At 69.6% G+C, this 13,703-nt stretch carries 13 protein-coding genes; 11 read left to right on the top strand and 2 right to left on the bottom strand.

The window, feature by feature from the left end:
- Window positions 1-222 precede the first annotated feature (222 nt).
- The gene (locus tag ACWCPY_RS14120; protein ID WP_451264628.1) at window positions 223-1,521 is read left to right on the top strand and encodes a DUF6986 family protein; all 1,299 of its coding nucleotides are present in this window, start codon (window positions 223-225) and stop codon (window positions 1,519-1,521) included.
- A gap of 16 nt (window positions 1,522-1,537) precedes the next feature.
- Here ACWCPY_RS14120 and ACWCPY_RS14115 read toward each other — a convergent pair whose 3' ends face one another.
- The gene (locus tag ACWCPY_RS14115; RefSeq protein ID WP_451264626.1) at window positions 1,538-2,566 is read right to left on the bottom strand and encodes a LacI family DNA-binding transcriptional regulator; all 1,029 of its coding nucleotides are present in this window, start codon (window positions 2,564-2,566) and stop codon (window positions 1,538-1,540) included.
- 180 nt (window positions 2,567-2,746) lie between these two features.
- Here ACWCPY_RS14115 and ACWCPY_RS14110 point away from each other — a divergent pair, with 180 nt between their 5' ends.
- Window positions 2,747-3,703, top strand: coding sequence for an ROK family protein (locus ACWCPY_RS14110; protein ID WP_451264624.1), 957 nt, complete (start codon window positions 2,747-2,749; stop codon window positions 3,701-3,703).
- Window positions 3,704-3,803: 100 nt separating this feature from the next.
- Here the strand turns inward: ACWCPY_RS14110 and ACWCPY_RS14105 are convergent, their stop codons facing one another.
- Entirely contained in the window at window positions 3,804-5,786 is a 1,983-nt protein-coding gene (locus ACWCPY_RS14105; RefSeq protein WP_451264622.1) for an NPCBM/NEW2 domain-containing protein, read from the bottom strand.
- A gap of 327 nt (window positions 5,787-6,113) precedes the next feature.
- On the opposite strand from ACWCPY_RS14105, the gene ACWCPY_RS14100 reads away from it, so the two are divergent.
- The 9 genes from ACWCPY_RS14100 (at window position 6,114) to ACWCPY_RS14060 (ending at window position 13,383) form a co-directional block, all read left to right on the top strand.
- Complete coding sequence (locus ACWCPY_RS14100; protein WP_451264620.1) at window positions 6,114-7,403, top strand: ABC transporter substrate-binding protein; 1,290 nt, start codon at window positions 6,114-6,116, stop codon at window positions 7,401-7,403.
- A 45-nt stretch (window positions 7,404-7,448) separates the two neighbouring features.
- Window positions 7,449-8,363, top strand: a complete 915-nt coding sequence (locus tag ACWCPY_RS14095) for a carbohydrate ABC transporter permease (RefSeq protein ID WP_451264618.1) — start codon at window positions 7,449-7,451, stop codon at window positions 8,361-8,363.
- Window positions 8,360-9,286, top strand: a complete 927-nt coding sequence (locus tag ACWCPY_RS14090; RefSeq protein WP_451264616.1) for a carbohydrate ABC transporter permease — start codon at window positions 8,360-8,362, stop codon at window positions 9,284-9,286. The genes ACWCPY_RS14095 and ACWCPY_RS14090 overlap by 4 nt, the downstream gene beginning before the upstream one ends.
- A 469-nt stretch (window positions 9,287-9,755) precedes the next feature.
- Complete coding sequence (locus ACWCPY_RS14085; RefSeq protein ID WP_451264614.1) at window positions 9,756-9,986, top strand: hypothetical protein; 231 nt, start codon at window positions 9,756-9,758, stop codon at window positions 9,984-9,986.
- Window positions 9,983-11,308, top strand: coding sequence for a glycerophosphodiester phosphodiesterase (locus ACWCPY_RS14080; protein WP_451264612.1), 1,326 nt, complete (start codon window positions 9,983-9,985; stop codon window positions 11,306-11,308). The genes ACWCPY_RS14085 and ACWCPY_RS14080 overlap by 4 nt, the downstream gene beginning before the upstream one ends.
- A 92-nt stretch (window positions 11,309-11,400) precedes the next feature.
- A complete protein-coding gene (locus tag ACWCPY_RS14075) occupies window positions 11,401-11,682 on the top strand; it encodes a hypothetical protein (protein ID WP_451264610.1) in 282 nt (93 codons plus the stop codon).
- A gap of 315 nt (window positions 11,683-11,997) precedes the next feature.
- Window positions 11,998-12,582 (top strand): hypothetical protein, encoded by a 585-nt coding sequence (locus ACWCPY_RS14070; protein WP_451264608.1) that lies wholly within the window; start codon window positions 11,998-12,000, stop codon window positions 12,580-12,582.
- Window positions 12,579-13,223 carry a collagen-like protein gene (locus tag ACWCPY_RS14065; protein ID WP_451264606.1) on the top strand — a complete coding sequence of 215 codons (645 nt, stop codon included), beginning with the start codon at window positions 12,579-12,581 and terminating at the stop codon, window positions 13,221-13,223. Before ACWCPY_RS14070 ends, ACWCPY_RS14065 begins: the two co-directional genes overlap by 4 nt.
- Window positions 13,216-13,383 carry a hypothetical protein gene (locus ACWCPY_RS14060; protein ID WP_451264604.1) on the top strand — a complete coding sequence of 56 codons (168 nt, stop codon included), beginning with the start codon at window positions 13,216-13,218 and terminating at the stop codon, window positions 13,381-13,383. The genes ACWCPY_RS14065 and ACWCPY_RS14060 overlap by 8 nt, the downstream gene beginning before the upstream one ends.
- The last annotated feature ends 320 nt before the right edge of the window (window positions 13,384-13,703 follow it).

Below are 13,703 nucleotides of genomic sequence, written 5' to 3'. Positions count from 1 at the left end.
TGTTTTTTTTTTTTTTTTTTTTTATTTTGTGTGGAGGGGTGACCTATTAACATAGGATATTTGCGCGCGGGGGGGGGGGGGGGCGGGGGGGGGCCCCCCCCCCCCCCACGGCCCCGCACCCATTCCGACCACCATTGACGCAGGTCCGACGGCCTTATAACTTCACTATACGGATTGTTGATTCCGGGAAGCGGAAACAGCGTGACTGTGGAGGGTGTGGAAATGGGTCAGCAGGAGAAGGTGGCAACGAGCCTCGCAGGTGCGGTCAGCGAGGAGATCAGCGCTTCCCTCACCGCGGTCGACGCCGAGCTGGCACGCCGCTACCCGGGAGACCCGGGTACGCGCCAGCCGGTCCACACGGTCTACGTCCCCGGCGACACGTTCACCGCGGACACCATCCGCTCCTGGGGCGACCAGGCCCTCGGGGCCCTCGACGAGCACGCCCCCGATGCGGCCTCGTTCGCCGCCGTCCTCGGTATCCCGGACCAGCTCGCCGCGCCCGTCCACGACCGGGTGCGTGCCAAGCTGGAGCGCGAGCCGGTCGAGGACCTCCGCATCGACTTCGAGGACGGCTACGGCCCCCGCCCCGACGCCGAGGAGGACGAGGCGGCGGCCCGCGCCGCCCGGCTGGTCGCGGAGGCGTACGAGAACGGCACGGCGGCCCCGTACATGGGCATCCGGATGAAGTGCATGGAGGCCGCCGTACGCGACCGGGGGATCCGCACCACGGACATCTTCCTCACCGGCCTCATGCAGGCCGGCGGCCTGCCCGACGGACTGGTCCTCACGCTCCCCAAGGTGACCTACCCCGAGCAGGTCACCGCCTTCGTCCGCCTGCTCGAAGCGTTCGAGCAGGCACACGGGCTGCCCGCCGGCCGCCTCGGCTTCGAGATCCAGATCGAGACGAGCCAGTCCATCCTCGCCGCGGACGGCACCGCCGCCGTCGCCCGGATGATCGACGCGGCGCGGGGCCGTGCCACCGGCCTGCACTACGGCACCTTCGACTACAGCGCCTGCGTCGGTGTCAGCGCCGCCTACCAGGCCAGCGACCACCCGGCCGCCGACCACGCCAAGGCCGTCATGCAGGTCGCCGCCGCGGGCACCGGCGTACGGGTCTCGGACGGCTCCACCAATGTCCTCCCGGTCGGCCCCACCTCGCAGGTCCACGAGGCCTGGCGGCTCCACTACGGTCTCACCCGCCGGGCCCTGGCCCGTGCCTACTACCAGGGCTGGGACATGCACCCGGGCCACCTGCCGACCCGGTACGCGGCCGTGTACACCTTCTACCGCGAGGGTCTGGAGCAGGCCACCGCGCGGCTCGCCGCGTACGTGGCCAAGGCCGGCGGCGACGTCATGGACGAACCCGCCACCGCCAAGGCGCTCAGCAGCTACCTCCTGCGCGGCATCGACTGCGGCGCCCTGGACACCGCCGAGGTCGCCCGGCTGACCGGGCTGACGCGGGCGGAGCTGGACGCGTTCGCATCGCCGCGGCGGGCCGATCTCACGGTGACCGCACCGTAGTCACCTACCGCGCGGCTCAGGCGGGCGGCAGCTCGCCCGAGCCGCGCGCGATGAGCGTCGTGGGCAGTTCCACCCGCGCCGGGGCGTGGTCGGCGCCGTCCAGACGGCGGAAGAGGTGCTCGGCGGCGGTGCGGCCGACGGCGGCGGCGTCCTGGGAGATGACGGTGATGCCGAGCAGATCGGCCAGTTCGATGTCGTCGAAGCCGACCAGGGCGATACGGCGTTCCTGCTCGGCGAGGACACGCACCACCGTGACCGTCACCCGGTTGTTGCCCGCGAAGACGGCGGTGACGGGCTCGGGGCCGGAGAGCATCCGCTCGGTGGCGGCCCGGACCCGGCCGGGATCGGTCGGGCCGAGGGACACCCAGGAGTCCTCGACCCGGATCCCCGCGTCCGCCATCGCCGCGTGGTAGCCGCGCAGCCGCTCGGTGGCGGTGTGGATGCGCGGCTGGTCGCCGATGAAGCCGATCCGGCGGTGGCCGTGCGCTATCAGATGGGCGACGCCCTCGCGGGCGCCGCCGAAGCTGTCGGAGAGGACCATGTCGGCGTCGATGCGGCCCGCCGGGCGGTCCACGAAGACGGTGGCGACGCCCGCCTTGATCTCCGGCTCCAGATAGCGGTGGTCGTCACCGGCCGGAATCACGATGAGCCCGTCCACCCGGCGCGCGCACAGGGCGAGTGCGAGCTCCTGCTCGCGCTCCGGGTCCTCGGCGCTCGACCCGTTGATGAGCAGGGCTCCATGGGCCCGCGCGACCTCCTCCACCGCTCGGCTCAGCGGTCCGTAGAACGGGTCGGCGAGATCCTCCAGGACCAGGCCGATCGAGGCGGTGCGGCCCTTGCGCAGGACACGCGCGCTGTCGTTGCGCCGGAAGCCGAGCGCCTCGATGGCCTCCTGGACCCGGCGTTCGGTGTCGGGCGTGACCCCCGGCTCGCTGTTGACCACGCGGGAGACCGTCTTGAGGCCCACTCCGGCGCGGGCCGCCACATCCTTCATGGTCGGCCGGTTGCCGTAACGGGTCTCGGAGTGACGGGCGGTCTCGGCCACGGTGCGCTGTCCTGTCCTCGGGTGCGGGCGGTCCGGTGGGTCCGTGGGCGGTGCCGCGGAGCCGGCCGGAGGCTGTGCCGTCGAGCATAGGCCCTGGACAACGTTGTCAGCTGAATGGAGACTGGGCAGACTGTTTCCTGAAGCCGCAGGTCCCCGCCCCCTAGTCACGGAGCCACACCGATGCATACCGACCTCGTCGCCGCGCTGGACATCGGCGGCACCAAGATCGCCGCCGCGCTGGTGGACGGCGACGGCGCTCTTCTCGTACGGGCGCAGCGGCCGACGCCCGCCCGGGAGAGCGCCGAGACGGTCATGGGTGCCGTGACGGAGGTCCTCGCCGAGCTGTCCGGCTCCCCGCTGTGGGGGCGGGCGACGGCGGTCGGTATCGGCAGTGCGGGCCCGGTCGACGCCTCGGCCGGCACGGTCAGCCCGGTGAACGTCCCCGGCTGGCGCGACTTCCCTCTGGTGGAGCGGGTCGGCAAGGCGGCCGGCGGGCTGCCCGTCGAACTGGTCGGCGACGGGGTCGCGATGACGGCCGCCGAGCACTGGCTGGGCGCCGCCCGGGGCTACGACAACGCGCTCTGCATGGTCGTGTCGACCGGTGTCGGCGGCGGGCTCGTCCTCGACGGCAAGCTGCACCCCGGTCCCACGGGCAACGCCGGGCACATCGGTCATGTCAGCGTGGACCTGGACGGCGACCCGTGCCCCTGCGGATCGCGCGGCTGCGTCGAGCGCATCGCCAGCGGTCCGAACATCGCACGCCGGGCGCTGGAGGCCGGCTGGCGGCCCGGACCGGACGGCGATGCCTCGGCCGCCGCCGTGGCCGCCGCCGCGCGTGCCGGGGACCCGGTCGCCCTCGCCTCGTTCGAGCGCGCGGCCCAGGCACTGGCCGCCGGGATCGCCGCCACCGCCGCGCTCGTCGAGATCGACATCGCGGTGATCGGCGGGGGCGTGGCCGGTGCGGGCGACATCCTCTTCGCACCGTTGCGCCGGGCCCTGCGGCAGTACGCCACGCTCTCCTTCATCCGGCGGATCGAGGTGACCCCGGCGGTGATGGGCACCGACGCGGGACTGGTCGGCGCGGCCGCCGCGGCGGCGCGGGTCGGTCCGGGCGGCGTGGTGACGGCACAGGGCTGACCGGCGCGACAGGTGAGAAGCGCCGGGCGGGTGCCAGGATCTCGCTCCTGGATCCCGCCCGGCGGCCGCACGCGTGGCTCGCCGCCATCGCGTTCCCTCGTCAGCAGGTGATCCGCAGGTCCGCCCAGTCCGCGTGGTCGGAGTCGACACCGTCCCCGCCGTCGGTGACCACCAGGCGTACCACCTGCGCACCGCTGACGTCCGCGGTGACCGGCTGAGCGGGCATCGCGTTGGTCAGTACACCGGTCGACGCCGCCTTCGTACCGTCGGCCCAGACCTCGAAGGTCACCGTCCCCTTGGCGCCCTTCTCGTCGTCGACCCCCACCTGCGCCGTCACGGTGTCGCACGCCCGGCCGGTGTAGAACTCGACGGAGCTGTCGGCGTGCACGCCGAGCCCCTTGGCGAAGACCGTGCCGCCGATGGTCAGCGGATTCCCGTCGCCCGCAGCGCTCTCGCCGTTGCTGGTGTCCCGCTCGACGGGGCCCCAGCCGTTGGCGGCGGAGAGCTGCGGCAGATCGCCGAGGTAGCTGCCGCCCGCCGGTGGCGCGACCACCACATGGACCTGGAACGGGACCGTGGACCGGACGTGCGTCCCGTCCGGTGAGCGGTACCGGGCGTCGAGTGCCAGATCGTACGCACCGGTGGGGGTGCCCGCCGGGGCCTTCACCTGCCAGCGGGTGGCCAGGGACCGGCCGGTCGGCAGGGCCGGCGAACCGGTCGGCGACACCGCCTTCACCTGCCAGCCCGAGGGGCCGGTGAGCAGCGCGGAGACCTTGGTGGCGGGGGTACGGCCCAGGCCGGTGACGGTCGTGGTCAGCGTGGTGGTGCGTCCGGCCTCGGTCAACGGGCTGGATTCCAGACCGAGTTCCACGGCCGGCGGATGTGCGGCCCACGTGCCGTCCGCGGCGATCCGCAGCAGCACCGTCCCGTGCGCAGGGACGGTCGCCGCCACGGTGCCCGCCGTGTTGTACGACCTGTGCTGCCACAGGTCGCGCATCGTGTATCCGGGGGCCTTCGGCAGCCCCACCGCTTCGGCCGTCGTCGCGATGCGCCGTGCGCTGCCGGTCTCGTTGAAGAGGGCGACGGCGCGGCTGCCGTCCGACATCTCCTTGGCGACCACCCAGCGCCCGTCGGTGGAGGAGAGCACGGTGCCCTGCTTGCCGAGCGGGTCCTGATCGACGGCGATGACCTCGTGGTTGGAGAGGATCTCGAAGGTCTCCGGGCTCGCCTTGCGCAGATCGGAGCCGATGAGCAGCGGCGCCGCCATCACGGACCACATGGAGAAGTGCGTGCGGTACTCCGTGTCCGTCATGCCGCCGTTGCCGACCTCCAGCATGTCGGGGTCGTTCCAGCGCCCCGGACTGGCGGCGGCCGCCAGGGGCAGGTTCTTCTTCATGATCGACAGCATGCTGCCCCAGCTGTCGTTGATGTCGCCGGTCGTGCGCCAGAGATTGCCGATCTCACCGGCCCACTCCCAGGGCTTGTTCTCGCCCCATTCGCAGATGCTGTAGACGATGGGACGGCCGGTCGCGGCCAGCGCGTCCCGCATCGTCGTGTAGCGCTGCTTCGCGTCGACGCCCTGGTTGTTGCAGTTGTCGTACTTCAGATAGTCGATGCCCCAGTCGGCGAACTGCTGTGCGTCGCTGTACTCGTGGCCCAGTGCGCCCGGAAGTCCCACGCTGTCGCAGGTCTTGGTGCCGGCGCTGGTGTAGATGCCGATCTTGAGGCCCTTGGAGTGGACATAGTCCGCGACTTCCTTGATCCCGTTCGGAAAGCGCTGGGGATCGGCCTCCAGCTTGCCCTCGGCGTTGCGCTGCGGCTTCGCCCAGCAGTCGTCGAGATTGACGTACCTGTAGCCCGCGTCCTTGAGTCCCTTCTCGACGAAGATGTCGGCGATGCCCTTGACCATCGATTCGTCGAACTCGGCCCGGCAGTGCGTGGAGTTCCAATTGTTGAACCCCATCGGCGGAGTGAGCGCAAGGCCGTTTCCGGACTGCGGTGCCACCGCGTGCCCCGGAGCGGAAGCCGGTGAGTCGGCGAGAGCGGGAACGGTCGTGCCCGCGGCACACAACAGCCCGGCCATCAGCGCTCCGATGACTCCGCGACAGCCGGTTCGGGTTGTACGGGTTGGAAGATGACGCATCGTTACGTTCCTCCATACTCGTGCATGATCGGATGACAGCATGTGCACGCCAATGCGTGCGATTACGTTAGGGCTTGTTGGAGTCTGTTGGTAGAGGGGTGGCAACGCTTGCCCGACATCTCGTCAAAACCCTTGACTGCGCCATCACTTGGGAGTGAGATCCCATCGCACGTTCGGTTGTGTTGGGTTGCATCTCCGGAGGAGCTGGGCATGACGCAGTCTGGTGACGACAGGTCAGGTGTACCGAGGAGTGTCGCGGGACATCGGATGTCCCGGCGAAGTCTGCTGCGTGGTGCGGCCGTCGGTGCCGGCGCCGTGACGCTGCCCGCGTTGCTCGCCGCCTGCGGGGGAGGTCCCGGTGGCGACGGAAAGACCATCACCTTGGGCTCGAATTCCTCCGACCCCGTTCCGAAGAAGGCCTTCGCCGACGCCTTCGCCGCGTACGAGGCGCAGTCGGGCGGACGGAAGGTGAAGGTCAACACCGTCGACCACAACACCTTTCAGGAGAACATCAGCCGGTATCTCCAGGGCAAGCCGGACGATGTCTTCATGTGGTTCGCCGGCAACCGGATGCAGTTCTTCGCCGAGAAGGGGCTGCTGTACGACATCAGCGACAACTGGCAGGACTACAAGGGCTTCTCACCCGCGCTGAAGGCCCAGTCCACCGGGGCGGACGGCAAGCAGTACCTCACGCCGTACTACTACTATCCGTGGGCCGTCTTCCATCGCAGGAGCCTCTTCGCCGACCGCGGATATCAGGCGCCGAAGACACTCGACGAGTACGTGGCGCTCGCCCGGCAGATGAAGAAGGACAAGCTGGTCCCGATCGCATTCTGTGACAAGGACGGCTGGCCCGCCATGGGCACCTTCGACTACATCGACATGCGGACCAACGGCTACGAATTCCACAAGAGCCTGATGGCGGGCGAAGTCGCCTGGACCGACAAGCGGGTCAGGGAGGTCTTCGACACCTGGCGCCGGCTTCTGCCGTACTGCCAGCAGGGCGCCAACGGCCGTACCTGGCAGGAGGCCGCGAACAGCCTTCAGAAGAAGGAGGCCGGCATGGCCGTCTTCGGGCTGCCGCACCCCGGCGCCCAGTTCCCCGAGGACGAACAGGACGACATCGACTTCTTCCCCTTCCCCGTCATCGACCCGGCGCACGGGCAGGACGCGGTCGAGGCCCCCATCGACGGTTTCCTGCTGGCGAAGAAGTCGAAGAACCTCAAGAACAAGAAGACCCTGGAGAGCGCCAAGGACCTGCTCAAGTGGCTCGCCACCGGGAAGGCCGAGGACGTCTACCTGAAGAGCGACCCGAACAACATCGCGGTCAGCGACCAGGCGGACATCTCCGCGTACTCACCGCTCCAGAAGAAGGCCGTGGACCTGGTCTCCGGCGCGAAGCAGATCTCCCAGTTCCTTGACCGGGACACCAGGCCGGACTTCTCCTCCACGGTCATGGTCCCGGCGATCCAGAAGTTCATCAGCGACCCGGCCGACGTGGACGGACTGGTCAACGACATCGAACGGCAGAAGAAGACCATCTTCGCCGCGGACTGACCCGGACGACCCCGATGGCATCCGACCGAATCTGGAGTACCGACCGTGTCGTTGATCCCGGCCCGGCGCACCGGACGGCGGGCCGCGCGGCGGTTCACCGGCCGCGACCTCGCCGTACTCGGTGTGCTGCTCGGCATACCCGTCCTGCTCGACGCCGCCATCGTCTGGGGGCCGACCCTCGCCTCGGTGGTGCTCTCCTTCACCGGATGGGACGGCATCGGTGACATCAAGTGGGTCGGTACGCAGAACTACGAGAACCTCTTCACCAACTACCCGCAGTTCTGGCCCGCGGCCCGGCACAATCTGCTCTGGCTCGCCTTCCTCGGGCTGGTCGCCGCCCCGTTCGGGCTGCTGCTGGCGGTGCTCATCGACCGGGGGGTGCGCTTCAGCCGCTTCTACCAGTCGACGCTGTACATGCCCGTCGTGCTGTCGCTCGCCGTGGTCGGATTCATCGCCCAGCTGGTCTTCTCCCGCGACCAGGGCGCACTGAACGCGATCATCGGGGACACGGGTTCACCGACGGACTGGCTGGGCGACCCGGACCTCAACATCTGGATGGTCCTGCTCGCCGCGGCCTGGCGGCACACCGGCTATGTGATGATCCTCTACCTCGCCGGACTGAAGGCCGTCGACCCCTCGCTGAAGGAGGCCGCGGCGATCGACGGGGCGGGAGAGGCGCAGACCTTCTTCCGTATCGTCCTGCCCACCCTGCGGCCGGTCAATGTCATCGTCGGAGTCATCACCGTCATCGAGTCGCTGCGCGCGTTCGACATCGTGTACGCCGTCAACCACGGTCGCAACGGGCTCGAACTGCTCTCGGTGCTCGTCACCGACAACATCATCGGTGAGGCCAGCCGGATCGGCTTCGGCTCCGCCATCGCCGTGGTCATGCTCGTCGTCTCCCTGGGATTCGTCGTGACGTATCTGGTCCAGGAGCTCCGAGGGGAGAAGAACCGTTGACCGTCGAAGCCGCCCCCGCCCGCCCCGCCGCACGGCCGGCGCCGCCGTCTCCCGCCGCGGCCCGGCGCCGGAACCGGGCCGGCCGGATCGGTGTCCATGCCTTCCTGATGGCGGTCTCCCTCGCCTTTCTCGCTCCGCTCCTGCTGGCGGTGTACGCCTCGCTGCGGCCGTACGACGAGACGTCGGAACACGGCTACTTCTCGCTGCCCCGCCATCTCTCCCTGGACTACTACCGGCAGGCGTTCACCGACTCCGGCATGACGAAGTACTTCGTCAACACCATGATCATCGCGATCCCCGGGGTGCTCGTCACCCTCTTCCTCGCCTCGTTCGTGGCCTTCGCGGTGGCGCGCCTGAGAATGCGCGGCGGGCTCGTCCTGCTGATGTTCTTCACCGCCGGGAACCTGCTGCCCCAGCAGGTGATCGTGACGCCCCTTTACGTGGTGTTCAACCGCATCCCGTTGCCCTACTGGATGTCCGACTCGATGACGATGTTCGACTCGTACTGGGCCGTCGTCGTCGTCCAGATCGGCTTCCAGCTAGGCTTCTGCGTCTTCGTCCTGGCCAACTTCATGCGCACCCTGCCGCAGGAGATCCTGGAGGCGGCCATCGTCGACGGCGCGGGTGTGTGGACCCAGTACTGGCGGATCACGCTGCCCCTGTGCCGCCCGGCCCTGGCCGCGCTCGGCACGCTCCAGTTCACCTGGATGTACAACGACTTCCTCTGGGCACTGGTCTTCATCTCCGACGGCGACAAGCTCCCCATCACCTCGGCGCTGAACAACCTCAGGGGGCAGTTCTTCACCGACTACAACCTGCTCGCCGCGGGCTCGGTGATCGTGGCCCTGCCCACGCTCGTGGTCTTCCTGCTGCTTCAGCGCCACTTCATCGCGGGCCTCACCCTGGGCTCCAGCAAGGGGTAGGGGCTGACCCGCGAAAACAGCATCACGGTCGGTGGACACGGGCCCTGCCACGGCAACGCGACGTGCTGGGGAGGGAATGCCGCCCTGCGGGCTCGAATCCGAGCAGCCAGGAACACCGGCAGGGGAGTTGTGCGTTCCTTCCCGCCCTTGGGAGGGCCGAACACAGGCTTGCAGGCGGCACGCTTCACCCGGAGCCCGCTCCCACCCCTATGTCGGCCAGGGTCCGGTAGCGCGGGTGCAGCTCGCTCCTGGCTGCCGTCACCCTGGATCGCGTCCAAGCGCGCGCCTTCTGCTCAGGTACCGTGGACGGCTTGATCGTCTTGGCCTTGCAAGGGTTTCGGGAGATCCGCTCGTCATCGATCGCGTAGGCAAGGGTGTTGGAGAGGTGCCCCCGGACGGCGCTCTCTGTACCTGCGCAACCGACTTCTCCAGCTCCGCGTACAACGTCAAGTAGCAGCTGAATCTAAGGGTGTTCGCCCACACCGCTGTCCTCGGCGCAGCAACCGGTGACGTCCGGTTCGCAGTCAACGGCACGGCTTGGGGCGCATCGGTCTCGGCCGGATCCGGCCTCGACGTCACGGACATCATCGACGGCGTGGAGACCGGCGAGCAGTTCACCCTCGATGTCAAGGCCCGGCGCCTCACAGGCACCGGCAGTATTGCCGCACAAGTCCGCATGATCTACGGAAGGCAGACGTGAGCATCACCTTCGACAACCTGCCCGACATCCTGTACTCGGCCCACCGCGGCGGCGCAGGCGAGGCCCCGGAGAACAGCCTGGAGGCGCTCCGCTCGTCCACCCCATGGGCGGACGTCCTGGACCTCGACACACAGGTCCTCGCCGACGGCACACCCGTGCTCATGCACGACGCGTCCGTGGACCGCACGACAGGCCGCTCCGGACCGGTGGCCGCGTTCGGGCTCGCCCAGTGGCTCCAGCTCCGCGCCGATCCCGCCACATGGTTCGCCGCAGCGTCGCCTGCCCTCGGCGTGCCCACGGTCGCCCAGGTCCTCGACGAGCTCGGCGGGGTGCGGGTGATGACCGTGGAGGCGAAGGACCCGACCGGGGTACAGGCGCTGGCCGGCCTGATCCTGGACCGGGGGCTGCAGGACTCCGTGCTCATCAACACGAACGATCCGGCGGTGGTACCGCTCGTCCGGGCGGCCGGGTGCCGGGCTCACCTGTGGCGGTCCGCCGCACAGATGGCGGGCGACGACTTCGCCGGGTTCGTCGCCGCGGGGGCCGATGTCCTCGACATCGACATAGCCGCATCCGACTCCCTCATCACGGCGGCTGTCGCCGCAGACCCGCCGCTCGGGGCCTGGGCGCACACCCTGACCCGACGCGTGCAGCGCGACCGCGCCCTCGCCCTCGGCTGCCGAGGGATCGTCACCGACTACCCGGGCTACGTATCCGGCCGCGCACCGCGCCGCACGGCCACGTCGACGAACACCGGGTTCTGGGGGCTCGGCTGGGCACCCTCCGGCAAGGCCCGCCCCGTGCTCGACTCCAGTGGCCGCATCCCTCTCCCCGCACCCACCTCCTCGACCGACACCCAGGTACTCCTCGCCGGCGAGGTCAGTCCCACGCCGCCGACCGGAACCTTCGAGGTCCGGTTCAGCGTGCCGACGGCCGGGGGTGCCGGCTGGTCGCTGCTCTCCCTCCACCTGGGCGCCGACGACGCACCCACCACACTGACCTCGGCCGAGATCCTGCACAACGGGTACACCGTCCAGGTCAGCAACTCCGGCTCCCTGCGCATCTACCGCGACGACGCCACGGCCGGCACGTCCACCCAGCTGGCCAACACCGCCGCGGGCGCCGCCCTCACGGCAAACACCGTCTACACCCTGCGCTGCGTCATCACCGCCACTCAGATCACGGTGTCCGTGCCTGAGGCGGGCATCTCCACCACGGTGACGGACAAGGTGTACCGGGCGCCGTGGTCGGTATTCGTCGGCCGCAACTACAACGCGACCGCCGCAGGCCTGATCCACATCGTGAGCATCAGCACCCCCTGACCCTGTCCCATGCATGTGACGCCCAACATCGTCTGTTTTAGGCTCACTTGGCACCACGGTCCCAATCGGGCCCCTGCATGAGGAGAGCAATTATGTCAATTCCGGAAGGCGCCTACGCCGTTCAGTTCACGATCACGGCCTACGCAGACGCGGAAGGCGTTGAGATCGGCACCACCTTCGAGATCCCGCTCAGCTCGTCCCTGTCCCAGCTGCCACACGAGGACGCCGCGGCGCAGGCCGCCGCCGAGGCCTACATAGCCAGCCTTGCTTCCACCTACTCGTCCGTGCGGGCCTACGCGAACCGCGTCTACCTGTGTCGCCAGCCCGGCGACGCCTGGCCGACCACTGCCACCGAAGGCGTAGCTTCCGCCTGACCACATCCAAAGCGACGCCCCCGTGCACGATCACGGGGGCGTCCTCATGTCTGGAGGCCCGATGGCCGTTCCCCTGTCAGCCCCGGCGGTCCTCACCGCTCCGCGCGCCGAAGGCGTGCGCGAATCACGCCGGCGCCGGCGACCCCAAGGTGCTGGACCAGGTCGAAGCCGAGTCCCACGACACCCGCCCGACCTCCCCGACCCCCGGCAACAGCAACGGGGGCGACAGCAACGCGCATCGCACTTCTACGGCTGGGAGTGCGAGAACTCGGCGACGGCAAGGGCCCGTGGCCGGCCGGCCGGTACGACGTGATCGTGCGTGTACAGGTGGCGCTATGCCGGGCGCACGACCGGGCGGCGCAGTCCGTGATCGGCCACCGCGAGTGGTCGAGCGACAAGGTCGACCCGCGCGGCATCGGCATGGCCCAGTTCCGCGCCGATGTGGCCGAGCGGCTCAAGCACCCCGCCAACTGGTCACCCGGCTGCTCCACCGCCCCGGGCAAGGACGATCCCATGGCCCTGAGGGGCGCCTGCATCAAGAAGGTTGCGGCCGCGGTCGTCGAGCAGTTGCTGAGCGACCATGTCGACCCGATCCAGGGTCGCAGGCCTGCCCGTACAGTGCCAAGGGGACACATGGATGCCGCGGTGCTCACCGCCCTCGGTGCACTGCCGGCCGGCCCGGTGGCAGCCGTGGCCGCCATCTACGGATCCCGGGGCGCAGCCAGGGCGACCCGGGAGGGCGGAGCATTGACCGGATTCAACAGCTTGACGGACCAGCTACAGGAGGAACGGAAGGAACTGCTCTCCGAGCCGGCGACGCTGCGCGTCGATCTGGCGGCGGAGCGGGCGGAGGGCGCGCGGTTGCGCCTGCTGGTGACGCAGCTGGGAGGCACACCGTGACGCGGGCGGAGCGCCTCTTCCACCGCCGCCGGGGCCTGCTCTGGGGCGTGGCGGCGCTGCTCTTCCTCGGCGGTGCAATTGCGCTGGCGTTCCTGCGGATCGCTCAGGCCGACCACCGTGCGGACCAGATGGCGGCCGTGGCGGACCGGCGCGGCAGCGGGGTGTCGACGCTCTCGACCGACGTGCGCAGGCTCCGCTCGCAGGTTCGCGCCCACGGCGATACCCCGGCCGCCCCAGACCCCGCACAGGCGATCGATGACCTACCGTCCCGCGCCAAGATCCCCGTACAGATCCCGGGCCCGGGCCCGCCGGGACCAGCTGGTCCGGCCGCTACCCCGGTACCAGGCCCGTCGGGTGCGACCGGGCGGCCCGGGGCCGACTCGACCGTCCCGGGACCGGCCGGCCCTGCAGGCCCGCCGGGCACCGACGGCAAGAACGGCACGGATGGACGCGACGGTGCGGACGGCGAGTCCGGGCAGACCTGCCCGGACGGCTACAGTCTCCAGGTGCCGCTGGATGATCCGGATGCCCTGGTGTGGCGCCGTACCGGCGCCGCCACTCCGGCGCCGGACCAGTCCCGCAGCCTCCTCGGCCTCGGCGCCCTGGCGGCAACCTCGATGTACAGGAGACTTGATGACTGACATTCCGCCGCGGCAGGTACAGCGGAGCGTGGACGACAGCGCCGCAGATATGGAGAAGCTCGTCGACCTCGGGCTCGTCGAGGAACAGTCGAAGCCGCAATACGCCGGGCTGTTCGTCGAGCCCGACATCCCGCCGGCCGCTGAGGACGATGCCGCCTGAGTAACGAGACGCCCCCGCCCCCATCATTGGCGGCGGGGGCATCGTGTCGTCTGGACTACCTTTTCATGTCACGCAGTTCGGCGGGCGAGAAGTCCTGGCCGCACGTCGTGAACACCTTGTCGCCTGTCTGCGCACTCAGGTGGTACTCCTTCTCCGGACGAGGGTGCTCACACGAAGGAGAGCCTTTCTTTTCCCACTGCTTCTGAAGGCGCGTCGCGTCGGCTACCTGCATGACGGAACAGTGGGACACGCCATTCGTCGGGCTGCACGGGAAGCTTCAGCAGGCGGGGTCGGCTTGTGGCGGATCGGGCGCACTGGTT

Source organism: Streptomyces sp. NPDC002403 (genome assembly GCF_053593015.1).
Note: the sequence above shows the minus strand (reverse complement) of the source record. Positions and strands in the feature narration are given on the sequence as shown.

Bases quoted from the DNA above. Each gene is read 5' to 3' on its own strand.
- ACWCPY_RS14120 (WP_451264628.1), top strand. From the start codon at position 223: ATGGGTCAGCAGGAGAAGGTGGCAACGAGCCTCGCAGGTGCGGTCAGC.
- ACWCPY_RS14110 (WP_451264624.1), top strand. From the start codon at position 2,747: ATGCATACCGACCTCGTCGCCGCGCTGGACATCGGCGGCACCAAGATC.
- ACWCPY_RS14105 (WP_451264622.1), bottom strand. From the start codon at position 5,786: ATGGCCGGGCTGTTGTGTGCCGCGGGCACGACCGTTCCCGCTCTCGCC.
- ACWCPY_RS14100 (WP_451264620.1), top strand. From the start codon at position 6,114: ATGTCCCGGCGAAGTCTGCTGCGTGGTGCGGCCGTCGGTGCCGGCGCC.
- ACWCPY_RS14075 (WP_451264610.1), top strand. From the start codon at position 11,401: ATGTCAATTCCGGAAGGCGCCTACGCCGTTCAGTTCACGATCACGGCC.
- ACWCPY_RS14060 (WP_451264604.1), top strand. From the start codon at position 13,216: ATGACTGACATTCCGCCGCGGCAGGTACAGCGGAGCGTGGACGACAGC.